Origin of the sequence: Bradyrhizobium sp. CCBAU 21365 (assembly GCF_015291305.1) — a bacterium.
Classification (GTDB): Bacteria; Pseudomonadota; Alphaproteobacteria; order Rhizobiales; family Xanthobacteraceae; genus Bradyrhizobium; species Bradyrhizobium elkanii.
The window spans coordinates 1,822,293-1,848,465 of record NZ_CP030036.1 but is presented as its reverse complement, the minus strand read 5'-3'; the positions used below and the strand labels follow the sequence as shown (position 1 = coordinate 1,848,465).

26 protein-coding genes are annotated in these 26,173 nt (G+C 64.8%); 9 read left to right on the top strand and 17 right to left on the bottom strand.

Translation table 11 applies throughout. The features are described 5' to 3' along the window. Positions 1-41: 41 nt before the first annotated feature. A complete protein-coding gene (locus XI02_RS08710) occupies positions 42-1,241 on the top strand; it encodes a hypothetical protein (RefSeq protein ID WP_172648558.1) in 1,200 nt (399 codons plus the stop codon). Positions 1,242-1,259: 18 nt separating this feature from the next. Here XI02_RS08710 and XI02_RS08705 read toward each other — a convergent pair whose 3' ends face one another. Beyond that, positions 1,260-1,457, bottom strand: a complete 198-nt coding sequence (locus tag XI02_RS08705) for a hypothetical protein (RefSeq protein ID WP_172648559.1) — start codon at positions 1,455-1,457, stop codon at positions 1,260-1,262. A 248-nt stretch (positions 1,458-1,705) separates the two neighbouring features. Between XI02_RS08705 and XI02_RS08700 the strand changes: the two genes are divergently transcribed. Further along, positions 1,706-2,233 carry an ester cyclase gene (locus XI02_RS08700; protein ID WP_172648560.1) on the top strand — a complete coding sequence of 176 codons (528 nt, stop codon included), beginning with the start codon at positions 1,706-1,708 and terminating at the stop codon, positions 2,231-2,233. A 214-nt stretch (positions 2,234-2,447) separates the two neighbouring features. Here XI02_RS08700 and XI02_RS08695 read toward each other — a convergent pair whose 3' ends face one another. After that, a complete protein-coding gene (locus XI02_RS08695) occupies positions 2,448-2,915 on the bottom strand; it encodes a PaaI family thioesterase (RefSeq protein ID WP_172648561.1) in 468 nt (155 codons plus the stop codon). Next, on the bottom strand, positions 2,872-3,510 hold the full coding sequence (locus XI02_RS08690) for a bifunctional transcriptional activator/DNA repair enzyme AdaA (protein WP_245163874.1): 639 nt from the start codon (positions 3,508-3,510) through the stop codon (positions 2,872-2,874). Before XI02_RS08690 ends, XI02_RS08695 begins: the two co-directional genes overlap by 44 nt. Positions 3,511-3,716: 206 nt before the next feature. Here XI02_RS08690 and XI02_RS08685 point away from each other — a divergent pair, with 206 nt between their 5' ends. Then, on the top strand, positions 3,717-4,394 hold the full coding sequence (locus XI02_RS08685; RefSeq protein WP_172648562.1) for a hypothetical protein: 678 nt from the start codon (positions 3,717-3,719) through the stop codon (positions 4,392-4,394). Between the two features lie 64 nt (positions 4,395-4,458). On the opposite strand, the gene XI02_RS08680 is transcribed toward XI02_RS08685, so the two are convergent. Both XI02_RS08680 and XI02_RS08675 read right to left on the bottom strand, forming a co-directional pair. Next, a complete protein-coding gene (locus tag XI02_RS08680; protein ID WP_172648563.1) occupies positions 4,459-4,875 on the bottom strand; it encodes an META domain-containing protein in 417 nt (138 codons plus the stop codon). Positions 4,876-5,031: 156 nt separating this feature from the next. After that, entirely contained in the window at positions 5,032-6,702 is a 1,671-nt protein-coding gene (locus tag XI02_RS08675; protein WP_172648564.1) for an L-lactate permease, read from the bottom strand. A 311-nt stretch (positions 6,703-7,013) separates the two neighbouring features. Here XI02_RS08675 and XI02_RS08670 point away from each other — a divergent pair, with 311 nt between their 5' ends. Continuing rightward, complete coding sequence (locus XI02_RS08670) at positions 7,014-8,759, top strand: ABC transporter ATP-binding protein/permease (protein WP_172648565.1); 1,746 nt, start codon at positions 7,014-7,016, stop codon at positions 8,757-8,759. Between the two features lie 197 nt (positions 8,760-8,956). On the opposite strand, the gene XI02_RS08665 is transcribed toward XI02_RS08670, so the two are convergent. The 5 genes from XI02_RS08665 to XI02_RS08645 all read right to left on the bottom strand — a co-directional run bounded on the left by XI02_RS08665 (position 8,957) and on the right by XI02_RS08645 (position 14,265). Next, a complete protein-coding gene (locus tag XI02_RS08665) occupies positions 8,957-9,952 on the bottom strand; it encodes a TorF family putative porin (protein WP_026192245.1) in 996 nt (331 codons plus the stop codon). Between the two features lie 393 nt (positions 9,953-10,345). Then, the gene (locus XI02_RS08660; RefSeq protein WP_172648566.1) at positions 10,346-10,753 is read right to left on the bottom strand and encodes a histone; all 408 of its coding nucleotides are present in this window, start codon (positions 10,751-10,753) and stop codon (positions 10,346-10,348) included. Positions 10,754-10,967: 214 nt separating this feature from the next. Beyond that, complete coding sequence (glcF, locus tag XI02_RS08655; RefSeq protein ID WP_172648567.1) at positions 10,968-12,284, bottom strand: glycolate oxidase subunit GlcF; 1,317 nt, start codon at positions 12,282-12,284, stop codon at positions 10,968-10,970. Continuing rightward, positions 12,281-13,516 carry an FAD-binding protein gene (locus XI02_RS08650; RefSeq protein WP_018269767.1) on the bottom strand — a complete coding sequence of 412 codons (1,236 nt, stop codon included), beginning with the start codon at positions 13,514-13,516 and terminating at the stop codon, positions 12,281-12,283. Before XI02_RS08650 ends, glcF begins: the two co-directional genes overlap by 4 nt. Before the next feature lie 32 nt (positions 13,517-13,548). Further along, positions 13,549-14,265 carry an ArsR/SmtB family transcription factor gene (locus tag XI02_RS08645; RefSeq protein WP_370143845.1) on the bottom strand — a complete coding sequence of 239 codons (717 nt, stop codon included), beginning with the start codon at positions 14,263-14,265 and terminating at the stop codon, positions 13,549-13,551. A gap of 164 nt (positions 14,266-14,429) precedes the next feature. Here XI02_RS08645 and XI02_RS08640 point away from each other — a divergent pair, with 164 nt between their 5' ends. After that, on the top strand, positions 14,430-14,915 hold the full coding sequence (locus tag XI02_RS08640) for a putative quinol monooxygenase (protein WP_240537198.1): 486 nt from the start codon (positions 14,430-14,432) through the stop codon (positions 14,913-14,915). Between the two features lie 52 nt (positions 14,916-14,967). Here XI02_RS08640 and XI02_RS08635 read toward each other — a convergent pair whose 3' ends face one another. Together XI02_RS08635 and XI02_RS08630 are read right to left on the bottom strand one after the other, a co-directional pair. Then, a complete protein-coding gene (locus XI02_RS08635) occupies positions 14,968-16,110 on the bottom strand; it encodes an acyltransferase (RefSeq protein ID WP_172648569.1) in 1,143 nt (380 codons plus the stop codon). 145 nt (positions 16,111-16,255) lie between these two features. Continuing rightward, on the bottom strand, positions 16,256-17,428 hold the full coding sequence (locus XI02_RS08630; RefSeq protein WP_244980768.1) for an acyltransferase: 1,173 nt from the start codon (positions 17,426-17,428) through the stop codon (positions 16,256-16,258). Positions 17,429-17,747: 319 nt separating this feature from the next. Here XI02_RS08630 and XI02_RS08625 point away from each other — a divergent pair, with 319 nt between their 5' ends. Continuing rightward, positions 17,748-18,161, top strand: a complete 414-nt coding sequence (locus tag XI02_RS08625) for a hypothetical protein (RefSeq protein WP_172648571.1) — start codon at positions 17,748-17,750, stop codon at positions 18,159-18,161. Here the strand turns inward: XI02_RS08625 and XI02_RS08620 are convergent. Beyond that, positions 18,158-19,651, bottom strand: a complete 1,494-nt coding sequence (locus XI02_RS08620) for an FAD-linked oxidase C-terminal domain-containing protein (protein WP_069278258.1) — start codon at positions 19,649-19,651, stop codon at positions 18,158-18,160. The genes XI02_RS08625 and XI02_RS08620 overlap by 4 nt on opposite strands. A 235-nt stretch (positions 19,652-19,886) precedes the next feature. Here XI02_RS08620 and cycA point away from each other — a divergent pair, with 235 nt between their 5' ends. Next, on the top strand, positions 19,887-20,279 hold the full coding sequence (gene cycA / locus XI02_RS08615; protein ID WP_172648572.1) for a cytochrome c-550 CycA: 393 nt from the start codon (positions 19,887-19,889) through the stop codon (positions 20,277-20,279). A 188-nt stretch (positions 20,280-20,467) separates the two neighbouring features. On the opposite strand, the gene poxB is transcribed toward cycA, so the two are convergent. Beyond that, the gene (gene poxB / locus XI02_RS08610; protein WP_172648573.1) at positions 20,468-22,204 is read right to left on the bottom strand and encodes a ubiquinone-dependent pyruvate dehydrogenase; all 1,737 of its coding nucleotides are present in this window, start codon (positions 22,202-22,204) and stop codon (positions 20,468-20,470) included. A 110-nt stretch (positions 22,205-22,314) separates the two neighbouring features. Continuing rightward, positions 22,315-23,277, bottom strand: a complete 963-nt coding sequence (locus XI02_RS08605; RefSeq protein ID WP_194483389.1) for an alpha/beta fold hydrolase — start codon at positions 23,275-23,277, stop codon at positions 22,315-22,317. Between the two features lie 362 nt (positions 23,278-23,639). Here XI02_RS08605 and XI02_RS08600 point away from each other — a divergent pair, with 362 nt between their 5' ends. Beyond that, a complete protein-coding gene (locus XI02_RS08600; RefSeq protein WP_018269760.1) occupies positions 23,640-23,816 on the top strand; it encodes a hypothetical protein in 177 nt (58 codons plus the stop codon). Positions 23,817-23,914: 98 nt separating this feature from the next. Here XI02_RS08600 and XI02_RS08595 read toward each other — a convergent pair whose 3' ends face one another. Continuing rightward, positions 23,915-24,583: a tetratricopeptide repeat protein gene (locus tag XI02_RS08595; RefSeq protein WP_016846147.1), complete on the bottom strand. Its 669-nt coding sequence runs from the start codon at positions 24,581-24,583 to the stop codon at positions 23,915-23,917. Between the two features lie 123 nt (positions 24,584-24,706). Further along, on the bottom strand, positions 24,707-24,832 hold the full coding sequence (ykgO, locus tag XI02_RS08590; RefSeq protein WP_002718645.1) for a type B 50S ribosomal protein L36: 126 nt from the start codon (positions 24,830-24,832) through the stop codon (positions 24,707-24,709). Positions 24,833-25,288: 456 nt separating this feature from the next. Between ykgO and XI02_RS08585 the strand changes: the two genes are divergently transcribed. Then, positions 25,289-26,173, top strand: a complete 885-nt coding sequence (locus XI02_RS08585; protein WP_018269758.1) for a 4-hydroxyphenyl-beta-ketoacyl-CoA hydrolase — start codon at positions 25,289-25,291, stop codon at positions 26,171-26,173.

Here is a 26,173-nt window from a genome sequence, read left to right as displayed (position 1 = left end):
AGTTACGACGGAACCGATTCTGCCCTTCGAGGACTTATCGTATGCGCGCGCTCCCGCTCCTGCTGCTCGGTCTTGCCGTCACATCGGCGCCTGCTCTCGCCCAGATGAAGCTGCAATCGAAAGCGGCGCCAGCCAGTGGCCCCGAGACGCGCTATTTCACCTCGATCGACGGCCTGATGGACGGCAATGCCGACGTCGTCCTGAAGGAAACCCGCCAGGGCAAGACCGTGACCGCGGCCGTGCTCGACGTCTGCTATCCCGCCGACAAGAGCTCCGACCGCAAGGACCGCTTCGTCGCCAACCTGACCGTCAGCGGCCAGACGCTTTCCGGCACCGCCCAGAGCGTCGCCGACAAGCAGCCGGTCACCGTCAAGCTGAACCGCAAGCAGACCGGCGACGGTTTTGAGTTTCGCGGCCAGATCACGATCGGCCAGACCGTGACCGAGGTCGCCTCGACGGACAATTCCGATCTCAGCGAGAAGGAATTCCAGGACAACCAGGCCACCGAGGACGGCATCACGCCGCAGCCGAAGGATTTCACCGACGTTTCGCCGGAATCGATCGGTGTGCGGGTGAAGCTCGATGCGGCGGCGGATTTCCTCAAGAGCCTGAAGGGCGAGGCCGTCGAGGTCGGCACCTCCAGCCTCGCGGTGACCTGCGATGCAATGCGCTCCGGCGAGCAGACCATCAACCTCACCGTCGATCCCGAGCACGCCGGCGCGCTGCTCGCCAAGGCAAAATCGGCGCCCGGCGTGACCGCGGCCGGCTGGACCAGCGGCGTCGTCGAGATGGACCGCACCATCCGTTTTGCTGCCGCCGACTGGCGCGACGGCGACAAGCTCAACCGTGACAAGCTGGCAACCGCGATCGCGGGCGTGCTGGCGAAGACGCTCGCCGCAAAGCCGGCCTCGGCGACGTGGAACGCGAACACCGGCAAGCTCAAGCTGGTGCTGAAGCGGCCCAGCACGGTTTACCCGGTACTCGGCCTCACCCAGAATTACGAGGTCACTGCCCTGGTCTCGCCCGACAAGCCTGGAAGCTCTGACCGGCTGATGCTGTGGGTCTCGAGCCCCACCGTCTCGACATCGGACGACAGCGCCGGCCCCAGGCTCAATCTGTCCGATGATTCCAGCAGCGACGAGGAAGGCAGCGAGACCAGGGACGACAACGGCGCGATCGACGCGCTGCTCAAGGAACTCAAAGGCCAGCGCTGGGACGCCGACAAGTCGGTGTGGCGGTAAGGCCGCCGCTCTTCTGATTCAGGCCGCCAGCGTCTTCAGCGGCACGACGTTGTCGTGCACCGTCTTCGGGGTGGCGTCCGTTCCGGACTGAAGCATCCCGTCGCTTCTGACGAACAATTCAGACCGAGGCTCGACCGCAGCGCGATCGAGCAGCGCCCGCAGTTCGGGACGAAGTCCGTCGCCGCGCAGCGCGGCGATCGCATCGAAGTTGCGCATGATGTTCTCCCGTGTGATCGCGAAGACGGTCTCGCGTTCGCGTTCCGCGAACCACCCGCTTCCCGATTCCGCGACGACAATCGAGAAGCGGTGCTAAGCGCCATATCGACACAGCGGAATCTCGCTCGCACGCCGACCGAGCGCCCGATCCGAAATCGGGTGGCACGACACACGCCTCCAAATGTTCACTGCGCGCATCGACAGAACGCCGGAAGCGATACCGGCAACGCGCAAATGGAGACGAAGAGATGTCAGAGGAAAACAAGAACGTCGTCGGCCGCTGGTTCAAGGAGTTCTGGGGCAACCCCTGGAATCCGCGCATCATCAACGAGCTCGCCACGGCAGACATTGTCGTGCACTACCCGATGCACGAGCCGAAGCGCGGCCGCGCCGCGGTCATGAAGTTCATGACTGAGTTTCGCGAAGCGTTTCCGGACCTCAATTTCTGGGGCGTTGGCGATCTCATCGCGGAGGGCGATCTCGTGGTCGGCCGCTGGGAAGGCGGCGGCACGCACACCGGACCTGCCTTCAGCGACTTCCGGCTCGGCTCGCTGCCGGCGGCCTCCGGCCGCAAGATGACGTTCGCCGGCACCACCGTGCTGCGCGTGCAGGACGGACGGATCGCCGAGGAGCTCGGACAGGAAGATGCGATCACCGCCATGCTTCAGCTCGGCCTCATCCGCCTGCCCGAACACAACAGCGCCGCGTCGCGGCCCGGCGGCGAACTGCCTGCCGGCTGGAACAACATGCCGGGGTATCCGGAGGGGCCGCGCTGAGTACGGCCGGAGTGCATGGCTCCATCGACGATCGCATGCATTATGTATGAAGACCTGAACGCGCTTGATGCGCGCGTTCAGGTAACGCAATCGATCGGTGCGGTGAACTTGAAGGTCTCCAAGCCGTAAGCTTGCTGGAGGCATTCCAATGTGACTGCGCCGGCATCGGATCTCCCGATGCAGTGCCGGCGCGGTATCGCCGCCGCAATTTGCGTCAAGAAGGGAAGATCAGGCACGTCGTCGTGCCGTGGGCGAGCAGCCGGCCGTGCTCGTCGGTGACCCTGCCTTCGGCGGTGCCGATGCGGCGGCCGCAATTGAGCACCTGGCCCTCGGCCCTGATCGGCCCGGTGTCGGGCGTGATCGGACGCACCAGCGAGATCTTGAACTCGAGCGTGGTCTGGCTGGTGCCGGCATCCAGCGTCGACTGCACCGCAAGCCCCATGCAGCTGTCGAGCAGCGTCGCGGTGAGGCCGCCATGCACGGTGCCCGCCGGATTGAGATGCGCGTCGGTCGGCACCAGCGTGACGACGACGCGGCCGCGCTCGGCCTCGGTGACGTCATAGCCGAGTGTCCGCGCGATGGTGTTGAGCGGCAATGCGCCGCTGGCGAGGCCCTGCACGAATGCGAGGCCGCTCATTTTAAGTTTCTGTTCCGCACTGACGGTGCCGTAGCTCTTGGCCATTGCCGATCTCCATCGGGGTTCGTTGCATCGTGACGGCTGGCCGCTTGCGCCGCAACGACGCGGCAGAGCGGCCGTAGAGTTTTGCGAATGCGGCATTCATGCGCCGCGCGCTGGAGAAGCCGGCGCGCTGCGCCACCAACGCAAGCAGCAGCTCGCTGCCGTCGATCAGGCGCTTGGCGCGCTGCACGCGCAGCGACAGCGCGACCTGGAGCGGCGAGGCATCGAGATGCTCGGCGAACAGACGCGACAGATGCCGCGCGCCGACGCCGAGTCGCCCCGCCAGCGCCTCGACATTGCCGCGGTCGAGCGCGCCCGCCTCGATCAGCGCCAGGGCGCGCTCGACGGTGGTCCTGGTGCCCTTCCATGCCGGGCAGAACGGCGCCGCTTCGGGACGGCAGCGCAGGCAGGGCCGGAAGCCGGCGCGCTCGGCCGACGCGGCACTGCCATAGAACCGCACGTTGCGGGCGAGCGGCGTGCGCGCCCGGCAGACCGGGCGGCAATACACGCCGGTGGTCTTGACCGCCACGAACACGATGCCGTCCCACGCCGGGTCGCGGCGCTGAAAGGCAGCATATTGTGCGGCGAAATCGAGCATGCGACCGCTATAGCCTCGCCCGCACGCCGCGACGACCCGCTTTGCGGAGACGACGTCCGGAAACGACCGCTGCAGGCGGAAGAAACCCGTGCATCTACGGGGGCTGCGACCAAAAGACTTCGTGCTGCCGCAGTTCGGTCACCGAAAATTAAGGCTCGATTTAGTTTCGAGGATCATGCTTCGCGCCATCGAACACAGGTCACGCCATGCAAGACCGCGAGCCGATCAGCGCTGCGAGCATCTGGCCGACAGATGTGCCGGAAGGGCATTCGCCGGCACAGACGGCGGACCTCTGGGATGTCACCGGCGAGAACCACGACGCCGCCCTGCTGCTGCGGGAGCCGTTTGCCGACCGCATCGGCACCGCGCTGCTGGCGGCGACGGCACTGGCCGCAAGCTTCGTGCTGGGATGGACCGGCGGAGCCAACTGGCACGACCTCGCAGCTCCCGCCCCGGTGCCGGTGGCCCAGAAGGAAACGCCGGCCCCGCACATTGCGGAGGTGGCGCCGAGCCGAAAGAACGAGGGCCCGCGCCGGGCCGCGTCCAACGCCGACCCCGTCGTCACCGGCAGCATTCCGAGGACCGCGCCGGCAAGCCCGCGTCCGCTCGCCTTGGGCGCCGCGCCGACGACCTTGAATGCACAGGCCGCCGCATTGGGACCGAAGCAGCCGCAGGCGGCGGCGCAGGAGACGCGGCCGAGCACCATCCCCGGATGGTCGGTGGTCGAAGTCCGCGACGGCACCGCCGTGCTCGAGGGGCCCGAGGGCGTCAAGATGGCCGCGCGCGGCGACGTCGTCCCCGGCCTTGGACGGGTCGATTCCATCGTGCGCTGGGGCAACCGCTGGATCGTCGCCACCGCAAGCGGACTGATCGCAACGCCCTGAGCGTCTTGTCTTGACGCGCTTCCTTGACGCGAACCGGCGTCCACTTCGCTCGAAAACGCTTTGGTCAGTTGCTGTTGATCACGAAACGCAGCGACTTGCTGCCGGTGAAGGTCACCTCGTCACCGTGCCGCCGCCAGCTCGTCATGTCGCCGAGCGCGGCCAGCAGATCCTTGTCCGCCTGCGCCCGCTCCGGCGTGCAGGTGCGATTCTCCATCGCGCCGGGAACGAAGACGATGGTGTTGCCGGCCACCGAAAACTGGCCCTTGCCGCCGTCGCACCACAGCTCGAGGATCACCTCGCCATTGTCGCCGACCTCGATCGAGGGAATCCGCTTGGAGCCCGGCATGCGCGCGGCATCGAGCGTCATCACGAAGCCGAACGGGAACTCCTCCTGGGCCCGCGCCGGACCCGCGTCGAGAGCCGCGGCAACCAGCGCCAACGCAGCGATGCCGCCGTTCAAACCTCGCCTCATCGAAATCATGCCAATCCTCGAAATGCGACGCGTAACTGCGGGCCCCTTCTATGGGAGCAGAACGCGATTGGCCAGATTGGCAACGCCGGAAAATGTGCTTGAAAAGCAAATCCCCGCGAGCTGTCCGCTCGCGGGGATTCCTGGTTCGCCAGACGCGTCGTGGCGCTATTTCAGCACCAGCATCGTGAACGGATAGACATAGGCCTGCAGGGTCACGAACAGACCGACCAGACACGCCAGCACGATCGAGTGCAGGAACACATAGCGCAGGATCGAGCCCTCGTGGCCGTACCAGTTGGTCGCGGTCGAGGCGACCACGATCGATTGCGCGTCGATCATCTTGCCCATCACGCCGCCCGAGGAGTTCGCCGCCGCCATCAGGATCGGCGACAGGCCGAGCTGCTCGGAGGTGATCTTCTGCAGATTGCCGAACAGCACGTTCGATGCGGTATCCGATCCGGTCAGCGCCACGCCCAGCCAGCCGAGCAAGGTGCCGAAGAAGGGATAGAGCACGCCGGTCGCCGCGAAGGCGAGGCCGAGCGTGGCGTCGACGCCGGACAGCCGGGTCAGCGTGCCGATCGCCAGCATCGCCGAGATCGTGATCAGCGAGATCGCGCAGAGGCGGATGGTGCGGCCATACTCGGCGATCAGCTTGAGCGGCGAGAAGCCCATCAACAGACCCGAGATGATCGCGGCGATCAGCATGCCGGTGCCGGTGAACGACAGATAGGTGAAGCCGAACACGGCGCCTTCCGGCGTCGGCTTGGCGGCAACCGGCGGCACCTTGAAGATCAGCTTGTCGAGTTCGGGGACTGGATAGTTCCAGACGAAGTTGGCGTTCGCCCAGGCCTTGAAGGCACCGTTGCCCCAGATCAGCATCAGGATGCAGACGATGATCCACGGCAGCAGCGCACTCCACATTTCGCCCTGGGTCAGCGGCGTCTTGTCGAGCGGCGGTGCGGCGGCCATCGTCGCCGCCGATTCATCGCGGCCGCGCAGCGCCGGCGACAGCCAGAGCTGCCGCGGCTGCCAGACCTTCAGGAACAGGATCAGCGCGCCCATCGAGATCAGCGAGGCGCCGATGTCGACGATCCAGGGGTTGATGTAGTTCGAGATCACGAATTGCGGGACCGCAAACGACACGCCGGTGACCAGGATCGCCGGCCACACCTCCTTCATGCCGCGCCAGCCGGCAAACGCCCACACCACCCAGAACGGCACGATCAGCGAGAACAGCGGCAGCTGCCGGCCGACCATCGCGCCGAGGATGTAGGGGTCGAGCCCGGTAACCGAGGCGAGGCCCTGGATCGGCGTGCCGAGCGCGCCGTAGGCAACGGGTGCCGTGTTGGCGATCAGCGACAGGCCGGACGCGGCGAGCGGCGAGAAGCCGAGCCCGATCAGCACCGCGCCGGTGATCGCGACCGGCGTGCCGAACCCGGACGCGCCCTCGAAGAAGGCGCCGAACGAGAACGCGATCAACAGCAGCTGCAACCGCCGGTCCTCGGTGACGCCGCCGACCGCGCGCTTGAGCAGCTCGAACTTCCCGCACCTCACCGTGACCTGGTAGAGGAAGATGACGTTGAGCACGATCCAGCCGATCGGGAAGAACCCGGTGATCACGCCGAGCAGGGTGGCGCGGATCGACATGTTGGCCGGCATGGTGAAGACGAAGATCGTGATCAGGTTGGTCACGATCACGGCGATGATGGCGGCAATGTGCGCCTTCACCTTGCCGCTGGCGATCAGGACCAGCAGCGTGACCACGGGAATGGCGGCCGCGACCGTCGACAGCGCCGCATTGCCCAGCGGGTTGTAGATTTGATTCCAGGTGTTCATCTCGGGATCCTTCCCACATTTTTATGCAGCGCGCCGGCCTGCATGCGGGGCAGGCGCGACTGGTGCGATTGCGGGAGTCCGTCGGAAAAGCTGCAGCCCCGGCTCGCGAATGAACGATCGGTAAGGATCGCTCACATCCTCGCGAAAAATCGAAGGTCCCCCGCCCCTCGCCGTTGTCGTCATGCTAGGGTTGACTCGATCGCCGGGACAAGCCAACGCTTGCATGCCAGACCTACGACTTTAGTCGAGGTGCACTGCGATTGTCCCGATTCTTCAGGCCGTTGCGGCCGCTTCCCCGGAGACGATAATCTGTGAACAACATTCGCTCGACGCTCGCGACGGTGTGGCGGATCGCCTCGCCTTATTTCAACTCCGAGGACAAATGGGCGGGCCGCGGGCTGCTTGCGGCGGTCATCGCGATCGAACTGGCGATCGTCGGCATCAACGTCCTGCTCACGCAGTGGAACAACCGCTTCTACAACGCGCTGCAGGAACGCAATTGGGACTCCTTCGTCAGCGAGATCATCTATTTCTCCGTCCTGGTCGCCTTCTTCATCCTGCTGGCGGTCTACCAGCTCTACCTCAATCAATGGCTGCAGATCCGCTGGCGGCAATGGATGACGACGCACTATCTGGGGGACTGGCTCCGCCAGGCCAATCACTACCGGATGCAGCTCCAGGGCGACGCTGCCGACAACCCCGACCAGCGCATGACCGACGACGTCAAACTGTTCGTCGATCGCACGCTCACGCTCGGCCTCGGCCTGTTGAGCTCGGTCGTCACGCTGGCGTCCTTTCTCACACTGCTGTGGGGCCTTTCCAATGAGGCGCCGCTGCATCTGTTCGGTACGGAATATTCAATTCCCGGCTACCTTGTCTGGTGCGCGCTGATCTACTCCGCGCTCGGCACCGTGCTGACCCATCTGATCGGCTGGCCGCTGGTCGGCATCGATTTCAAGCAGCAGCAATATGAAGCCGATTTCCGCTTCAACCTGGTGCGCGTGCGGGAGAACTCCGAGCAGATCGCGCTGCTGCAGGGCGAACAGGCCGAGCGCGAACGCCTGCGCGTTCGCTTCGGACGCGTGGTGGAGAACTGGATCGCCCTGATGAACCGGACCAAGAAGATCACCGCGTTCACGGCGAGCTATAATCAGGCCTCGGTGATCTTCCCCTATGTGCTGGTGGCGCCGGCCTACTTTGCGCAAAAGATCCAGCTCGGCGGCATGATGCAGACCGCATCGGCGTTTTCGAACGTCCAGGGCGCGTTCTCGTACTTCGTCACCATCTATCGTCAACTGGCCGAATGGCAGGCCGTGGTGAACCGGCTCGACGGATTCGAGGCAGGGATCGCGGCGGCGTCAAACCTCACCAAGCGCGACGACCGAATTCAGGTCACCGCGACGACGGGCGACGGCGCCGTCAGCCTGCAGGATCTGGTGCTGCGGCTGCCCGACGGAACGCCGCTGCTGAACGCGGACCGGTTCGGCTTCCGCAAGGGCGAGGGCACGCTGATGACCGGCCCCTCCGGCGCCGGCAAGTCGACGCTGTTCCGCGCAATCGCCGGCATCTGGCCGTTCGGCGATGGCGCGGTCGAGATCCCGGCCAATTCCAGCCTGATGATGCTGCCACAACGCCCCTATCTGCCGATCGGCTCGCTGCATGACGCCGTCGTCTATCCCGGCGAGGCCGCGCAATTCGATGCCGGACGGGTCCGCGACGTCCTCACCGCCGTCGGACTGCCGCAGCTTGCGGCGCGGCTCGAGGAACACGCGCACTGGAACCGGATGCTGTCGCTCGGCGAGCAGCAGCGGCTCGGCATCGCGCGGGCGCTGCTGCATGCGCCGCAATTCCTGTTCCTGGACGAGGCGACGGCCTCGCTCGATGAGCCGGCGGAAGCCGCGCTCTACAGGCTGATCGCCGAAAGGCTGCCCGGCACCACGGTGGTTTCGATCGGCCACCGCTCGACGCTCGACGCCTTCCATCAGCGCAATGTCACGCTGGTCCGCGACGGTGACCGCTTCACCCTGCGCGACGCGGTCAAGGTCGCCGCGTCGTAGGCGCGCGAATTTGGATTGAAGCGGTCCGGCCGTGCGCTCGGTTCACCTCTCCCCCGTCGGGGAGAGGTGAACTCCGGCGGCTCGAGCTAAGTTCATTCATGCCTTAGCGGCTCGACGGCGACGCGGCCACCGCAGGCCGCGCAAAACAAAAGGGGCGGCAGATTGCTCTGCCGCCCCTCGATCCCCGGAAGGAGAGATTACTTCAGGTTGGACATCGCGGTCAGGTCGACCGAGAGCTTGGCGATACCGGCCGCGCCGCACCAGTTGGAGCCCGTGCCGCCCGGATTGATCGGGGTCACGTTGGTATTGCCGCCCGCGGTAAAGTCGCTGGTGAAGGCGCTGCAATCACCCTTCGACATGTCGGTGTCGGAGTAGCGCAGATCGAGCGTGAACACCTTGTAGGTGAAGCCGATGCCGATGTTCCAGGTGTTGTAGTCGGCATACTTGATTCCGTTCGGGAAGGCCGGAACGCCGTAGAAGCTGTCCGAGGTGCCGAGCCACTGCCGACCGAACTCACCCGACACGTACATGCCGACGCCGCTGGAACCGAACACGGTGCTGGGCGCGGTGTACTTGCCGATGATCGAGGAGTAGTTGCCCCAGGCGCCGGTGTTGAGGAAATTCGGCGAGTAGTACTCGTTGATGGTGAACGCCCAGTTGTCGTTGATGGTCCAGGTCGCCTTGCCGTAGACTTCGAAGAACGAGACGTCCTTCTTCATCACGTTGAAATTGGTCAGAGTGTTCGCCTGGCATTCTGCGCTCAGCGGATTGCCCGCGAAGTCGGCCACGGCACCGCCGCCGTAATAGCAGGTTCCACCCGGATACAGGTAACCCCAGACACCGATGTCGAAGGCAAACGCGCCGAAGGTCGGGCGGATACCGCCGTAGACGTCCACTTCAGCCGCGGCGCGGTTGGCGAAGGAGATGCTTTCGGTCGACGTACCGACGTAGAGCTGCAGGTCCTTGCTGACGTTGTAGCGCGGCTCGAAATAGGCGGTGACCGACGGATTGTGGTTGGACTGGGTGACGCCGCGGAAGATGTAATCGCTCATGATGCCAGCACCAAAGGCGATGTCCCACGGGTCGAACGGAGCCGGCGGCGGCGCCTTGACGGCCTTCACCGCCATGTCAGCTGCCATTGCCGAGCTCGAAATCATTGCTAGCGCCGTTGCTAACAAAGCCAGTTTCTTCATGACGATCCCCATCTACCTGTCCAGACAGCCCGGCTCCGGTGGCCCCCAGGGCGCGCGATAACGGACTGCAACTAAATCGCGTGTGGCCAATCTGAGGCTCGTGCACGGTACCGTGAAGCCAAAAAGACATGCATGTGCCGCCTTTTTAGGCGTTCTAGCCATCTTGCCGCATGTTGACTTGCGGGTGTTGCATTTGCACCACAAAACTGCTGCTCCCGCAGCGGTTGAACGGGTCATCCGGACGGGGAAACGGCAACAATCGGCCCGGCGCGAGAGCATCGGGGCGAATCGCCGTGCCCGCAAAAACACGGATCGTCACCGTACCTACGGAAGAAGCCGCAGCGTGGCGCGCTGCGGCTTCGGTCAGTTGAACCTCGGCAATGCGGCGGCGGCTTAGTGGTGCTCGCCGCCGTCGGCCGACCCGGCAATCCAGCCCGGCGCCGGTTCGTGGCTCGGTGTGGCCCAGCTCGGAGCCGGCTGCGGCTCGGGCTCGGGCGCCGGGGATGCCGCGACCGGGGCGGCCGGCTTCGGCGCGGCAGCCTTCTTCGGAGCAGCGGCCTTCTTCGGCGCAGCCTTCTTGGCAGCTTTCTTTGCCGTTTTCTTTGCAGCTTTCTTTGCAGCTTTCTTTGCAGCTTTCTTGGCCGACTTCTTCGCCGATTTCTTTGCAGTCTTCCTGGCGGATTTCTTCGCAGCCTTCTTGGCCGACTTCTTCGCGGACCTCTTCTTCGCCGCTACCACCTTCTTGGCCTTCTTGGCCTTTTTGGCCTTCTTGCTTTTCTTCGCCTTCTTCGACTTCGCCATCGTGGTCCTCCTGTTGCCGCTATCTGAGTCCACCGGGCGTATTGAAGTGATCGCTTGCCGGACGTTGGCTGCACCTCGAGGAGAGGCACTCTCCACTTCGCTTGTCGGGCATGATGGCCGCGCGATCGCTTCGCGTCTGTGGCAAGGAAGCGCCGGTCCTTCACGTTGCGTCAGGGCAAGGCTGAGGTCCGGATCATGCTCGAGTGGCAGTCGATCAATTCAATCCTGGCCGGGGACCTCCTGTCGCCCAATCGAGAAGCTCAATCGTGTGCACCACAGGAACTGACGTACCGCCGGCAATCTGAACCATGCAGCCAATATTGCCCGCAGCGATCATGTCCGGTTTGACAAGCGCAATATTGGCGACCTTGCGATCGCGCAATCTGCTCGCAATGTCGGGCTGGAGAATGTTGTAGGTCCCCGCCGAACCGCAACACAAATGGCTCTCGGGCACATCTTTCACCACGAATCCATTCTTGGAAAGCAATTCTTTCGGAAGTTGAGTGATTTTCTGTCCATGCTGCAACGAACAAGCGGAGTGATAGGCGACGGTGATGTCGCCTTTCTGCGTTGAAGGCGCGAGCTCGAGAGCCGAGAGATACTCGGTGATATCCTTTGCCAGCGCCGAGATTCGCTTGGCCGGCTCCGCGAATGTTTTGTCCTCGCGCAGCAGGTAGCCGTAGTCCTTGACAACTGTCCCACAGCCCGAAGTCGTCACCAGGATGGCGTCGAGCCCGTTCTGGTCCGCTTCCCTTTGCCACACTGTGATGTTGGCCCGCGCGCGCGCCAGCGCGTCGCCGTCCTGTCCCATGTGATGGGTCAACGCGCCGCAGCATTGCTCGTCCTTGACCAGCACCACCTCGACGCCGTGCCGGGTCAGGACATTGATCGCGGCCTGATTGATGCGTGGCGCCAGCACCTGCTGGGCGCAGCCCTGCAGCAGCGCGACCCGGCCGCGCCGCCGGCCGATCGGCGCAAACACGGTTCCGGCAGCCGGACCCGGCTGCGGCAGGCCGCGTGGCGCGAGCGCCAGCATCGCCTTGATCCGCCGCAGCAGACCCGGGCTCGACGCACCGACCGATGGCGTCGGCAGCAATGCGGCGAACGGACGGACGAGCCCGGCCAGGATCATGCTGATCCGGAACAGGCCCGGCCGCGGCAGCACGAGGGCGAGCACCGACCGCAGCAGCCGCTCGGTCAGCGGTCTCTGGTAATCCCGCTCGATCCGGACCCGGGCCTGGTCGACGAGGTGCATGTAGTTCACGCCCGACGGACAGGTGGTCATGCAGGCGAGGCACGACAGGCAGCGGTCGATATGCTTGACCACGTCGGCCGTCGGCGGCTTGTCCTTCTCCAGCATCTCCTTGATCAGGTAGATGCGCCCGCGCGGGCTATCGAGCTCGTCGCCGAGCAGCACATAGGTCGGACAGGTCGCGGTGCAGAAGCCGCAATGCACGCAGGCGCGCAGGATCTTGTCGGCTTCCTTGATGTCGGGATCGGCGAGCTGCGCCAGGGAAAACTCGGTCTTCATGCAGCCCCGCCTCGCATCATCCGGCCGCGGTTGAGGACGGACCTCGGATCGAAGCTCGCCCGGACCCGTTCACCGAGCGCGGCAAGCCCGGCCGCCTGCGGCTGGAACACATCGACCGCCCGGCGCACATCCTCGGTGGCGCGGATCAGAGTGGCGTGTCCGCCGATCGCCTCGACCTGGCCGCGGACCAGCATGGCCTGGGCGTCGGCGCCCGGCGGCACCGCGGCCCAGATCAGCCCGCCGCCCCAGTCGTAGACCACGTCGCCGCCGGTGGCGCGCGACAACGCCTGGCCCAGCGCGCCGCCAGAGGCCGGCGGGCAAACGATGCGCCACACCGGCCAGGCCCCGAGCGCGCCGTTCGCCGCAAACGGCACCACGTCGCGCAGCGCGCTCCAGATTGCGGCCGACGCATCGTCGGCGAGGCTGTCGACCACTCCAAAAGACGAGAGCGTCTGGCTCAGCGAGGCCGCCCGATGTGCCGCCGACGCCGAAATCCCCTCGAGCCGCACCAGCGTGACCGGCTGGCCGGAGGCGAGGCCAGCGAGCGCACCGCCCGCGGACCGCAACGCCGAACCCGGCAGATGCGCCGCGCCGGAGACGTCGAAAGGCGAGCCCAGCGCCGCCGTCATCGCCTTGTTGGCGGTGATGTCGTCGAGCCCGCGCAGCACCAGCGTCCGCTCGGCTTCCGGCTTCGGCATCACCTTAAGCGTCACCTCGGTCATGACCGCGAGCGTGCCCCAGGAGCCGGTCAGCAGCTTGCAGAGGTCGTAGCCGGTGACGTTCTTCACCACCCGCCCGCCGGTCTTGAAGCTGTCGCCGAACCCCGACACCGCGTGCGCCCCGAGCAGATGATCCCTGATACCACCGGCCTTGATGCGGCGGGGACCGGCCAGTCCGGCGCCGATCATGCCGCCGATCGTGCCGGCGCCCGCGGTGCCGAGCAGCACCGAAATGTCCATCGGCTCGAAGGCGAATTGCTGGTTCTTGGCATCGATCAGGGATTGCACGTCGGCGAGCGGCGCGCCGACCTGCACGGTGATGATCAGTTCGTTCGGCTCATAGGAGGTGACCGCATTCAGCGCCGAGACGTCGAGCAGCGCATTGGTCGGCATCGGATGGCCGATGGCGCGCTTCGAGCCATGTCCAATGACCTCAAGCGGCTGCTCGCTGGCAACCGCCGCGCGCACCACTTCCTCGACGTCTTTTGCGTCTCTGACCTTGAGCGTATCCACGGACTAGCCGGTAACCAAATTCGGCTCCGAAATCAAATGCGCGCGCCGAACAAATTTCTGAATGCGAGGAGTCCGGCGTCGGTGATTTCGACGGAGCGGCCCTGCGGCCGGCGCCGGATCCAGTCCCGTTGCAACGCAAGGTCGGCAACCGCAGCCCCTGCCCGCCCGGCCAGATGCGGACGCCGCTCGCTCCAGTCGAGACAGGGCCGGCACAAGATCCGCCGCCCCCGCGCCGGCGCATGCAGGTCGATGCCGAAATCGCCGAGAAATGCTCGGCCGGAAGCAGTCAGCTCGCCGGCCTCCTGGTCCAGATTGAGGTGGCCGCGGTCCCGCATCGCATCGGTGACGGCGACGCCGAGCTCGCCGGCAAGGTGGTCGTAGCAGGTCCGGGCCCGGCGCATCTCGGGATCGATGCGCGGCGGTGGCCGGGACGGATGCGGATCGATCGCGGCAACCGTCATCATGCCCTCGAGCATCTGCGCAACCAGCGGCGTGGCCAGCCGGTAGAAGCGGCGCGGACCACGCCGCTCGACCTTGAGCAGCGCGCGCTCGACCAGCCGCGAAAGGTGCCAGCTCGCGGTCTGGGGCGTCACGCCCGCGACCAGCGCCAGCTCGCTCGCAGTCTGCGGGCGCCCGTCCATCAGCCGCGACAGGATGCTGGCGCGGCCGGGATCGGCGATCAGCCCGGCGAGTTCGGCAAGCTCTGGTGCGATGGTCTGCATGGCCGGCTCCGCATCGATCGAAGTCATCTGTTTGTCGCACGTCATGCCGCCGCAACGCTTCGATCATGATCGAAATGTTCACGACATCGACAATTCGACCATCACCGAACCGGGTTCGCCGAACGATCGACTATCTCTCGCGTTGCGGTTCGGCCGGCAGGACGGTTGGCGCGAATCATCTGGAGGCGATCATGAAACGTTCGGAAGTCTCGACCACGACGATGATGCTCACCCGGCGATCGGCCGTCGGCTGGTTCGCAGCGATCATGGCGATCGCCGGCGTATCGCCCTGGGCCGGATCGCAAGCTCGATCGGAGCACAGCAACGGAGGACTGCCAATGAAGCACTATGCGATGAGCACGAGAACCATCAGCGATGCAATCAACACCGCTGGCCTTCTGGTTGTGGCGCAATGGGAAGCCAAGGAGGGACAGGCCGACAAGGTCGCGGAAATCCTCGACGGCTTCCTGCCCGAGGCGCAGAAGGACCCCGGCACCAAGCTGTTCCTGATCGGCCGCGGCAAGGACAATCCGGCGCAATTCCTGTTCTACGAATTGTTCCAGGACGAAGCGGCGTTCAAGGCGCATGCGGAGAGCGCCTACTTCAAGACCTACATCGCGGAGCAGGCGCTGCCGCTACTGGCCAAGCGCGAACGGACGCAATACGCGCTGCTGTAGGTGACGGCGCCACGGGAGGGCTTGCGATGCAGGCCCTCCCCCCAGTGCAATATCAAACCGACGCACGGCTGCCGAGCGCCGGTCCCAACTCGATCCGCTCGGGCGATTTGCGCCGGAAGGCTGCGATCGAAATCCGGGAGAGCACCGCCGCCTCGATCTGTTCGACCTGCGTCCTGAACCGAAGCGCATGCTTCTCGACGAGATGCCAGGACACGAATGCGACGCCGAAGGCGATCGGCAGGCTGATCAGGATGTTCAGATACCAATGCTGAACCGGGGGGCCCAACGTCGCAACGCACTGCTGGACGACGACTCCGTAGAGATACATCCCGTACGAGTAGTCGCCGGATGACACGATCCAGCTTCGTCGCGGGTTCATCAGCCCCAGATAGCACGCGACATACGTGGCGGGTCCAACAATAAACGCATCGGTGTATCCAGTGGCCATCCCGGCCGCGCAAAGCGTCAGCGCGAGCAGGAACGCGGTGCGGTTGAACGGCACCTTGTCGCGCCAGAGAAAGAAGCCGACACCTGCAAGGAAGCAGAACACCAGCAACGGCGGACGAAGGTGAAGATATTGTAGGTCCGAATGGTAGATATCGTGGCAGGCGAAACCGATCTGGGCGAACACCAGAAACGCTAGGTACAGCACCCTGCTGAAGCAGATCGTGGTCACGGCGAGCAGCGCCAGGATCACGTAGCACCACAGCTCATATGGGACCGTCCAAAGCTGCGCATTCACCGCAAAAGGTACCGGATTGTGCAGAAACACGCCCGGAAGCTCATAGTGGATGTCGCCGACGATGTTGTGAAAATAGGCATAGAATTTCGGGTCCGCGAAATACTGCGCGAGGGGAAGCGCAGTGAAGATCGGGCCGATGATGATGGCCGAGAGTGTCGTCTCGACCGTAAGCGCGGGCACAATGCGAAGCACGCGCAGGCCGAGAAATGAAATCAGGCTCTTGCACCTCAGCAAACTCGCCGTCACCAGAAACCCGCTCAAGGCGAAGAAGAGCGCAAGGACCATCGCGCACCCGATGCGGATATGGCCCAAGATCTCCATCGCCCGGTCGAGCCCAAAGACGACGTTCGCACTGTGCAGGCAGATGATGGTGGCGGCCAGCGCGATCCGCAGATAGTCGAAGCCTGTGGGCCGATAGCGAGAAAGAGCCAACTGATCGGCCAGGCTGAACATAGGTTGCATTGCGATTTCGAGACAACTACGTCATCGGAAACTATCCAGCAACAAACTAACAAGATATAAACGCAAGACGTGCATGTGCGAACGGACGCAATCTAGGCGACGCGCCACCGGATTCGCTGCAAGCAATGGTTAGGGGTTACCGGCCGGAAAGGACAATCGGTCGAACTGGATTGATCGGCCCCGGCTGGACGACAGCCTCTCGTTCGGCCGGTTCGGGCGATTTGCGCCAGAAGCCGACGATCGAGATCCGCGACAACACCGCGGCCTCGAGGCTCTCGACCTGGGCTCGGAGCCGGAGCGCGCGTTTCTCGACAAGATGCCAGGACGCGACAGCGACGCCGAAGGCGAGCGGCAGGCTGATCAGGAGGTTCAGATACCAATGCTGGACCGGCGGGCCGAAGGCGGCGACGCATTGCTGGATGACGAAGCCGTAGAGATAGAGCCCGTAGGAGTAATCGCCTGACGAGACGATCCAGCTCCGCGGCGGGTTCATCAGGCCGAGATAGCACGCGACATAGGCGGCGGGCACGGGAGCCAGCGCGTCGCCGCGCCCGGTCGCCATGCCGGCGGCGCACAGCACCAGCGCCAGCAGGCACACGGTGCGGTTGAACGGCACCTTGTCGCGCCAGAGGTAGAAGCCGACGCCGGCAAGGAAGCAGAACACCAGAAGGTGCGGGCGAAGCTGGATCGGCACCTCGTCCCAGCGGTAGATGTCGTAGCCGATGAGCCCGATCTGGGCGATCACCATGACCCCCAGGAACGCCACCCGGTTGAAGCAAATCGTGAGCACGGCGAGCAACGCCAGGATGACGTAGCACCACAGCTCGTACGGCACGGTCCAGAGCTGGGCGTTCACCAGGTCCGGCAGCGGATTGTGCAGGAATACGCCCGGCAGCTCGTAATGGATGTCGCCGACGATATTGAGGAAATAGGCGTGGAATTTCGGATCGGCGACATATTGCGCCAACGGCAGCTCGGTGAAGACCGAGCCGATGATGATTGCCGACAGCGTGGTTTCGACCGCGAGCGCCGGCCCGATCCGCAGCACGCGCAGGCCGAGGAAGGAAATCAGGCTCTTGCACCGGAGCAGGCTTGCGGTCACCAGGAAGCCGCTCAGGGCAAAGAACAGCGCAAGGATCATCGCGACGCCGATGCGCAGCGTGCTCTGGATTTCCAGCGCGCGGCCGAGCCCGAGCGTCACGTTCGTGCTGTGCAGGCCAATGATCGACGCCGCCAGCGCGATCCGCATGTAATCGAAGCCCGCGGGCCGATTGCGCGAAAGCGCCAGCTGATCGGCCAGGCTGGGCATCGATGTGCTCCCGAAGACATGCATCTGCGGAAAATACCGAGCAACAGTCTAAGGCCGTGTAAATGGGTCCGCGCTGTAATTGCAGCGACGCGCGACGGCGGCCACCGCGCAAGGATCGGTTAAGGTTATCAGCTGGCTAGGGCGATCCGTCGAATTGTATCGACCGGCCCTCGCGCGTTGGTGGCCCTGGGCGCACGCTCACGCATGTTGGCCTCGGGGCCAACAGCTGACGTGGCTCCTGATGCCCTGGAAGCAGACTTGTCATCGTCATTCGGCAACCGTGGATTTGATCGCGGCTCCGCCAGGAGAAACCACCACGATGCACATCAAACCGATAGCCATCGCGCTGCTCGCGATGATCGCGCCAGGACAGGCGCGCGCCGCCATGCTCAGCGACGCCGAGGCGACGTTCCTCGACCAGCTCGCAACCGCAGCCGCGGTGCTCGAACAACGATGCACCGGCTATGAGGCCAATGGTGCCGGCGGCGTTCAAACGGGCGCCAGACTTCTCGGCAGCCCCGACGCCGCGATGGCCATGATCAATGCGTTCGACGCGGCCATCAAGGCTCACGACGGCGACGACTACGATCCGCGCAAATTCCGCCCCGAGGTGTCCGAAGCGGCCGGCAAGACCTTCAAGCGCGTCCGGGCGGCGTTGATCAGAGACCCGGAAGCGGCGTGCGCCGCCTATGGCGATAGCGGCGCGGCGTCGGGGCTGCTCAGACGGTACTAGAACCGCGGGATATCCGGGAAGGCCAGCTTGCCGGCGTGGACATGGACGCGACCGAGCTCCGCGCAGCGGTGCAGGGTCGGAAACACCTTGCCGGGGTTGAGCAGGCCCTCGGCATCGAAGGCGCATTTCAGCCGCTGCTGCTGGTTGAGGTCGATCTCGGTGAACATGTCCGGCATCAGGTCGCGCTTCTCGATGCCGACCCCATGCTCGCCGGTGAGCACGCCGCCGAGCTCGACGCAGCAGCGCAGGATGTCGGCGCCGAACGCCTCCGCCTTCTCGATCTCGCCCGGCTTGTTGGCATCGTAGAGGATCAAGGGGTGCAGATTGCCGTCGCCGGCGTGGAACACGTTGGCGACGCCGAGGCCGTATTTCTCGGAGAGCTCGCGGATCCGCGCCAGGGCCTTCGGCAAGGCGCCGCGCGGGATGGTGCCGTCCATGCAGAGATAGTCCGGCGAGATGCGCCCGACCGCGGGGAACGCCGCCTTCCGGCCGGCCCAGAACAGATTGCGCTCGGCCTCCGAGGTCGAGATCTGGCAGGAGGTCGAGCCGCAGCCTTGCGCGATCGCCTCGACCCGCTTGATCAGCTCGTCGACCTCGACCTGAGGGCCGTCGAGCTCGATGATCAAAAGCGCCTCGACGTCCAGCGGATAACCGGCATGGACGAACGCCTCCGCGGCGTGGATCGCGGGCTTGTCCATCATCTCCATGCCGCCGGGGATGATGCCGGCGCCGATGATCCGGGCGACGCATTCGCCGGCCGCCTCGACTTCGGCGAAGCCGACCATCAGCGCACGTGCCGTCTCCGGCTTCTGCAGGATGCGCACGGTGATCTCGGTGATGACGCCGAGCAGCCCCTCCGAGCCGGTGATGATTCCCATCAAGTCATAGCCGGCATTCTCGGCCGACTTGCCGCCGATGCGCAGGATCTCGCCACTCATCAGCACGATCTCGCAGCCGAGCACGTTGTTGGTGGTCATGCCGTATTTCAGGCAGTGCACGCCGCCGGAATTTTCCGCGACATTGCCGCCGATCGAGCAGGCGATCTGCGACGACGGATCGGGCGCGTAGTAGAAGCCGGCATGGGCGACCGCCTGGCTGATCGCGAGATTGGTGACGCCGGGCTCGGTGACAACGACGCGGTTGTCGAAGTCGATCTCGCGAATCCGCTTGAACTTGCCTAGTCCGAGCAGCACGCCGTCGGCAAGCGGCAGCGCGCCGCCGGACAGCGAGGTGCCGGAGCCGCGCGGCACCACCTTGATGCCCTGGCCCTGGCAATATTTGAGGACCTTCGACACCTGCTCGGTGGTATCGGGCAGCACCACGACCATCGGCGGCTGCCGATAGGCGGTCAGGCCGTCGGATTCATAGGCCAGCATCTCGGCGGCACTGTCGATCACGCCCTCGCCCGGGACGATTGCGCGCAAGGCGGCCACGATTTCGGCGCGGCGAGCGAGGATGGCCTGGTCGGCCGCCGGCATCATGATGGACATCGTTGTTCCCTCGGCTGGGCTTTTGCCCTTCGCCGATTTGTTACGACAAATCAATCACGTCTGCACCTGTTTCAGTGGACCGGCCGAAGGTCGGATTGCCCCACCCCGCAATGGCGAGTTCTCTCTCGGACAAGCGGGCGGCCTCGAAACCTGTCAAGGTTTCGTGGCTTGTCCTGTCCAAGCCGGACATGCCACAAACGATCACTACCTCCCGGGACGAAACGAAGAGAACCCCATGAACCTAAAGACCTTGAGCGCGCTGGCGGTCGTCACATCGCTGGCTTCTGCATCCTCCGCGCTGGCGCAGGATGCCGCCGCCGGCAAGACCTCGTTCAATAAATGCCTCGCCTGCCACGCAATCGGCGAAGGCGCCAAGAACAAGGTCGGCCCCGAGCTCAACGGCCTCGACGGCCGCCATTCCGGCTCCGCGCCGGACTACAATTATTCCGATGCCAACAAGAATTCCGGCATCACCTGGAACAGGGAAACCTTCCTCGAATACATCAAGGATCCGAAGGCCAAGATCCCCGGCACCAAGATGGCATTCGCCGGCATCAAGAACGAGAACGAGGCCAACAACCTCTGGGCCTACGTCTCGTCGTTCGACAAGGACGGCAAGCAGAAGTAATCGGCGGTATCGGTCGCCGTCCGCCCGGCACCAATGCCAGGGCGGACGTCAGAAGGGGATGGCTTTTCTTCGAAACGCCATCCCCTTCTGGCTCTCTGATTTGAGCATGATCTCCGCGCAAAGCGTCCCGCGTTTGTCGCGAGGGAAAATCGCCACGCACTTTTCCGCATCATGCTCGGCCGCCGCGATCAGCGCGGCAACAGATTGGTCTTGGCGAGATCGACCACCTCGTCGCCGCGGCCGCTCATCACCGCGCGCAGCACCCACAGGCTGAATCCCTTGACCTGCTCCAGCGTGATGGTTGGCGGCATCGACAGCTCCTGCGTCGCGGTCACGACGTCGAGCACCGCCGGGCCGTCATGCGCGAGCACGTCGCGGATCGCGCCCTCGAGCTCGCCGGGATCCTCCACCCTGACGCCGTGAATGCCCATGGCGCGGGCCATCGCCGCGAAATCCGGATTCTTCAGATCGACCCCGGTCTCGATGAAGCCGGCGGCCTTCATCTCCAGCGCGACGAAGCCGAGCACGCTGTTGTTGAAGATCACGACCTTCACCGGCAGCCTGGCCTGGGTCAGCGTGATCAAATCGCCCATCAGCATGGCAAAGCCGCCGTCGCCGGACATCGACACCACCTGCCGGCCGGGCTGCGCCGCCTGCGCCCCGATCGCATGCGCCATCGCATTGGCCATCGAGCCATGGACCCAGGAGCCGACCAGCCGGCGGCGGCCGTTCATTTTCAGATAACGCGCGGCCCAGATCGTCGGCGTGCCGACGTCGGCGGTGAATACCGCATCCTCGCTGGCCTGCTCGCTGAGCAGCCGCGCCAGATATTGCGGATGGATCGGCTTTTGGCCCGGCTTGCCGCGGGCGAGATCGTCGAGCCCGGCGCGGGCGTCCTTGTAATGCGCGAGGCTGGCATCGAGATGTTTGCGGTCGGTCTTCACATGGAGCTTCGGCAACAGCGCGGCGATGGTCTCGCCGACGTCGCCGACGATGCCGAGATCGAGCTTGCAGCGGCGGCCGAGATTTTCGGGGCGGATATCGACCTGCGCGATGTTGATACCGGTCGGGAAGAACTGCTTGTAGGGAAAATCGGTGCCCAGCATCAGCAGCACGTCGCAGCCGTGCATCGCGGCATAGCCGGAGGAGAAGCCGATGAAGCCGGTCATGCCGACGTCGTAGGGGTTGTCGTATTCGACATATTCCTTGCCGCCGAGCGCGTGCACGATCGGGCTCTTCAGCGTCTCGGCAAGCTTGATCAAGCCGTCATGCGCGCCGGCGCAGCCGCGGCCGCAGAACAGCGTGACGCGCCGCGCGCCATTGAGCAGCGCCGCCAGCGCATTCAACTCAGGTTCGGCCGGACGCACCACCGGCGCCGGCGGCAGCAGGCCGGCATTCGGTGCGATGTCGCGCTTCGGCGCCGTCCGCATCGCAACGTCGCCGGGCAGCACCAACACGGCAACGCCGCGCTTGCCGACCGCGGCGCGGATCGCGTTCTCCAGCATGTAGGGCAGTTGCGCCGGATCCGACACCAGTTCGCAATAATGGCTGCATTCGCGAAACAGGTCCTGCGGATGGGTTTCCTGGAAATAGCCGCCGCCGATCTCGGCCGACGGGATCTGCGCCGCCAGCGCCAGCACCGGCGTGCGGCTGCGATGCGCGTCGAACAGGCCGTTGATGAGGTGGAGATTGCCCGGGCCGCAGGAGCCCGCGCACACCGCGAGCGCGCCCGTGATCTGGGATTCGGCGGCGGCGGCGAACGCGGCCACCTCCTCGTGACGCACATGCAGCCAATCGATCGTGCCGCGCTTGCGCAGCGCCTCGGTCAGGCCGTTGAGGCTGTCGCCGACGACGCCGTAGATGCGCTTGACGCCGGCCTGGGCAAGGGTTTCAGCGATGAGGTCGGCAATGTTGTCGATCCGCATGAGACGTGTCCTTTGCTGCAATCCGAAACCGGTGAACCGCATGATGTTCGGCGCCACACGGCGGCGCAAGCCTTGCCGGATCACATTCGCGCGGCGCAAAGGCGCGGCAGCTATTGCGCCGTCACCACGTCCCGCACCATCAGGCCGGCCATCGTCTCGATCTCGGACGCCACGAGATCGGGCGCGACGTACTGCACCATGTGGCCGACGCCCGGCAGCACGATCAGTTTCGCGCTCGGCACTGACGCGGCGAGCGGCCGCGCATGGATGCCGGTCGAGACCGTCTTGTCGACGTCGCCCGAAATGATCGACAGCGGCGCCCTGATCTCGGCATAGCGCGGGGCCTGTTCGACGACGGCGGCCTTCAGCGTGACGAGGTCGCGCGCATTGGCGATGAACTCATGTGGACGCAGCAGCAGCAATGACTCGCTGTCGCGGACGAAGTCAGCCGGTATCGGCTGCGGCGCGAACACGCCGCGCGCAGCCGAACTGGCAACGAGGAGACCGAGCGGCAGCGTGATCGTGTGCGCAAGCGGCGGCCCGATCAGTGGTGTCGAGATCACGTCATTGTAGCGTCCGGCGCCGCCGCGCCACGGATAGGCGACGGGGGCGAGCAGCACGAGGCCGGCGACGCGGTCCGGATCATCCAGCGCAATGCGCAAGGCGAGCGCGCCGGCCCAGGAATGCGCCACCACGATCGCCCGCTCGACGCCGAGGCTGGTCAACGCCTCCACGATCACCCGGCCCTGGATCGCGGGCGTCGAATCCGCGACGCGCGCGCGCGGGCTCCAGCCGTGGCCCGGCCGGTCGATCAGGATCACCCGGCGCGCTTTGGCAATGCGATCGCCGAGCGGCTGCATCGCGCGCAGATTGGAGCTTGCACCATGCAGCATCACGACCGGCGGCCCGACCGCGTCGCGCGGGCCGAGTTCGACCACATGCAGCCGCGCCCCGGCCACATCGATCATTCGCCCCTGCGGCGGGAAGGCACGCTGGATCAGCAGGGCGCCGAGCTGTGTCGCCAGGGCCAGCGCCAGCCCGGCGGCCGCCAGCGCAATGATCGCAGTCAACATCGAGGGGATCCGAAAGGTCTTAGGCACCTGATTGGGCACCTGACAATTACGACGTAGCCGAAATCAGGTTTCGCGCGGATGTGCCCCTTGTCCGGGCATGCTCTTGTTCGAAAAGCCAATTGTCGATTTTCCGGCTCGCGCCCCGGCGCGGAGGAGTTGTCCACAATGCGCCCAGCCTGTGGATAGCGGGTTCATACCTGCGTCATTAGTAATTTCATAGATTGGCGGTGGCAATTTCGCCATCAGACGCGAGGCTTCATCGAAACCGGGACGCTACTGGAACGCTTCCTGGCTTGTACACAGTATCCACAGGAACCCGCGTCCGCATGACGAGTTCAACGGGAAGTAATCGGAGGAGTACCATGATTTCCGACCCTAGCGATGCGGCCATCGATCAGATCGTGGCGAGCTGCAATGGCGACCTGCGCGGCGCCTTGAAGGCACTGTTGCTGGTGAATGAACACCTGGAGGCGGAGCTTCAGCAATTCTATGCTGCCGTAGCCCAGGACACCGCGTCCCGCGGCAAGTTCTTGCACTAACCTCTCGCCCCGGGACCGTATCGCGAGCAGGCATCAGGCTCGCGAGCAACGTGCTCATTCGCGGCCACAGCCCCACGATCGCCATCAATCGCACGCAATCAGATATCGCGGCCTTCGACCTTTTCGGTCAGCTGCTTGACGATCTGCGGCACCTTCTCGAGGTAGGGATCGACAGCCAGCGCCTTGCGGAAGGCGTCGAGCGCACGCTTGTCGTCGCCCATGTCCTGCATGATCATGCCGACGCCCGCCAGCGCGCCGAAATGGCGGGGTTCGCGGGTCAGCACCTGCTGCAGGTCTCCCAGCGAACGAACGTAGTCGTTCTTCAAATAGTAGATCGTCGCACGCCGGTTCCAGGCCTCGACATAGTCGGGGCGGAGCTTGATCACCGCGTCCAGCAGCTTCAGCGCGACATCGACATTCTGGGCGTCGATCGCCGCCTTGGCGCGCACCATCAACAGCGCCGCGGTATCGCTCGGGGTTTGCAGCCACAGCGCCCAGATCCGCGCCTCGACATGGCGGGCACTGTCCTCGTCGGGCGCGGCCTTCAGCGCGCCGAACAGGAAATCCAGCCCGCGGCTGCGGTCGGCCGGCACCTTCGGCAGCTTGGTCGGCGCTTCAGGTAGTTTTTTCTGGGCCTTGGGCGGCGGGACCACCCGCGGATCGTCCTGCGCGACGGCTGCAACAGGCATGGCCAGAAGCGCGGCGATCAGGATCGCCAGCCGGCGGTTGGCGGGCCCCAGGAACTTGAATCCGAGCTTTAATCCCATGGCCGAAGTCTAGACGCACAACGCCGCACTGCAAAGCAGCGCGGCGTCAAAGACCTGTGAAGGAAGGATCGGAATCGGCCGGCGATCCGGGCGGGATCAGCCTTGTCGATCAGCGTTAGCGGATCAGCCCTGGCGCGCCTTGAAGCGGCGCTGGACCTTGTTGATCACGTAGACGCGGCCCTTGCGACGAACCAGACGGTTGTTGCGATGGCGGCCGCGCAGCGACTTGAGCGAGTTACGGACCTTCATGGGACAATCCTGTTACTTCGAAAGGCCCGTGTTGGAGGCCGTACCTGATCAATGCCAATATTTGGCAAAATGGGATTTATCCCGACAAGCGGCCTGCCGCCCGGGACGGCCGCGTTCTAAGCCATCGGACCGTTAAATGTCAACCGAGACGGGCCGATTTTCGGGCCTGGCCTGGCCTGGAACCCGCTTGGGGCATCGTGCCACGCCCTTGAGATCGCTTCGGAAACGGCGACAGCCGCAATTATCCGGGCCATCGAGGCGACCCGCCGTCTCCCTTTGACGACGGCGTCACGACCGCCGAATCGCGTTTTCGTCCTCCTCGCGCCCGCCCCGACCGGACCTCGCGCCGGATTGATCGGTGCGCGGCCATAGTTCTTCAACTCCTCGGCACTTGCGAAAATCGTTATATCATATAATTATTTTCCATCACCAATGACACGCCGCCGGGGAAGCGCAATGCCCAAGCTCAAACTGCCCGACATCGAAAAGGTCACCGCGATCGACATCCACACCCATGCCGAGGAGCCGTGCGGCATGCATGGCGACGACGGCTATGACGACTTCCAGGCGCAGATGGCCGACTATTTCAAGTCGCCGCACAAGCATCCGCCGACCGTGCCGGAGACCGCGGCCTATTACCGCGCCAAGAACATCGCCGCGGTGATCTTCCCGGTCGACGCCGAGCGCGAGACCGGCTTCCGCCGCTACAACAATTACGAAATGCTCGAGGTCGCCTCCGACCATCTCGACGTGCTGATCCCGTTCGTCTCGATCGATCCGCACAAGGGCAAGCTCGGCGTACGCGAGGCACGCAAGCTGATCGAGGAATACGGCGTCCGCGGCTTCAAATTCCATCCGACCATGCAGGGCTTCTACGCCAACGACCGCATGGCCTATCCGCTCTATGAAGCCATCAATGACGGCGGCGCGATCGCGCTGTTCCACACCGGCCAGACCGGCGTCGGCTCAGGCATGCCGGGCGGCATGGGGATGCGGCTGAAATATTCCAACCCGATGTACATGGACGACGTCGCGGCCGATTTCCCCGACCTCAAGATCATCCTCGCGCATCCGTCCTTCCCGTGGCAGGAAGAGGCGCTGTCGGTCGCGACCCACAAGCCGAACGTCTATATCGACCTCTCCGGCTGGTCGCCGAAATACTTCCCGCCGATCCTGGTGCGCTACATCAACTCGATCCTGCAGGACAAGATGCTGTTCGGCTCCGACTGGCCGGTGATCACGCCGGACCGCTGGCTCGCCGATTTCGCCAAGCTCGACATCCGCGAGGAGATCCGGCCGAAGGTCATGAAGGCCAACGCGCGGAAGATTTTGGGGATCTAA

Bases quoted from the DNA above. Each gene is read 5' to 3' on its own strand.
- XI02_RS08710 (WP_172648558.1), top strand. From the start codon at position 42: ATGCGCGCGCTCCCGCTCCTGCTGCTCGGTCTTGCCGTCACATCGGCG.
- XI02_RS08705 (WP_172648559.1), bottom strand. From the start codon at position 1,457: ATGCGCAACTTCGATGCGATCGCCGCGCTGCGCGGCGACGGACTTCGT.
- XI02_RS08700 (WP_172648560.1), top strand. From the start codon at position 1,706: ATGTCAGAGGAAAACAAGAACGTCGTCGGCCGCTGGTTCAAGGAGTTC.
- XI02_RS08695 (WP_172648561.1), bottom strand. From the start codon at position 2,915: ATGGCCAAGAGCTACGGCACCGTCAGTGCGGAACAGAAACTTAAAATG.
- XI02_RS08690 (WP_245163874.1), bottom strand. From the start codon at position 3,510: ATGCTCGATTTCGCCGCACAATATGCTGCCTTTCAGCGCCGCGACCCG.
- XI02_RS08685 (WP_172648562.1), top strand. From the start codon at position 3,717: ATGCAAGACCGCGAGCCGATCAGCGCTGCGAGCATCTGGCCGACAGAT.
- XI02_RS08680 (WP_172648563.1), bottom strand. From the start codon at position 4,875: ATGATTTCGATGAGGCGAGGTTTGAACGGCGGCATCGCTGCGTTGGCG.
- XI02_RS08675 (WP_172648564.1), bottom strand. From the start codon at position 6,702: ATGAACACCTGGAATCAAATCTACAACCCGCTGGGCAATGCGGCGCTG.
- XI02_RS08665 (WP_026192245.1), bottom strand. From the start codon at position 9,952: ATGAAGAAACTGGCTTTGTTAGCAACGGCGCTAGCAATGATTTCGAGC.
- XI02_RS08660 (WP_172648566.1), bottom strand. From the start codon at position 10,753: ATGGCGAAGTCGAAGAAGGCGAAGAAAAGCAAGAAGGCCAAAAAGGCC.
- glcF (WP_172648567.1), bottom strand. From the start codon at position 12,284: ATGAAGACCGAGTTTTCCCTGGCGCAGCTCGCCGATCCCGACATCAAG.
- XI02_RS08645 (WP_370143845.1), bottom strand. From the start codon at position 14,265: ATGACTTCGATCGATGCGGAGCCGGCCATGCAGACCATCGCACCAGAG.
- XI02_RS08640 (WP_240537198.1), top strand. From the start codon at position 14,430: ATGAAACGTTCGGAAGTCTCGACCACGACGATGATGCTCACCCGGCGA.
- XI02_RS08635 (WP_172648569.1), bottom strand. From the start codon at position 16,110: ATGTTCAGCCTGGCCGATCAGTTGGCTCTTTCTCGCTATCGGCCCACA.
- XI02_RS08630 (WP_244980768.1), bottom strand. From the start codon at position 17,428: ATGCCCAGCCTGGCCGATCAGCTGGCGCTTTCGCGCAATCGGCCCGCG.
- XI02_RS08625 (WP_172648571.1), top strand. From the start codon at position 17,748: ATGCACATCAAACCGATAGCCATCGCGCTGCTCGCGATGATCGCGCCA.
- XI02_RS08620 (WP_069278258.1), bottom strand. From the start codon at position 19,651: ATGTCCATCATGATGCCGGCGGCCGACCAGGCCATCCTCGCTCGCCGC.
- cycA (WP_172648572.1), top strand. From the start codon at position 19,887: ATGAACCTAAAGACCTTGAGCGCGCTGGCGGTCGTCACATCGCTGGCT.
- poxB (WP_172648573.1), bottom strand. From the start codon at position 22,204: ATGCGGATCGACAACATTGCCGACCTCATCGCTGAAACCCTTGCCCAG.
- XI02_RS08605 (WP_194483389.1), bottom strand. From the start codon at position 23,277: ATGTTGACTGCGATCATTGCGCTGGCGGCCGCCGGGCTGGCGCTGGCC.
- XI02_RS08600 (WP_018269760.1), top strand. From the start codon at position 23,640: ATGATTTCCGACCCTAGCGATGCGGCCATCGATCAGATCGTGGCGAGC.
- XI02_RS08595 (WP_016846147.1), bottom strand. From the start codon at position 24,583: ATGGGATTAAAGCTCGGATTCAAGTTCCTGGGGCCCGCCAACCGCCGG.
- ykgO (WP_002718645.1), bottom strand. From the start codon at position 24,832: ATGAAGGTCCGTAACTCGCTCAAGTCGCTGCGCGGCCGCCATCGCAAC.
- XI02_RS08585 (WP_018269758.1), top strand. From the start codon at position 25,289: ATGCCCAAGCTCAAACTGCCCGACATCGAAAAGGTCACCGCGATCGAC.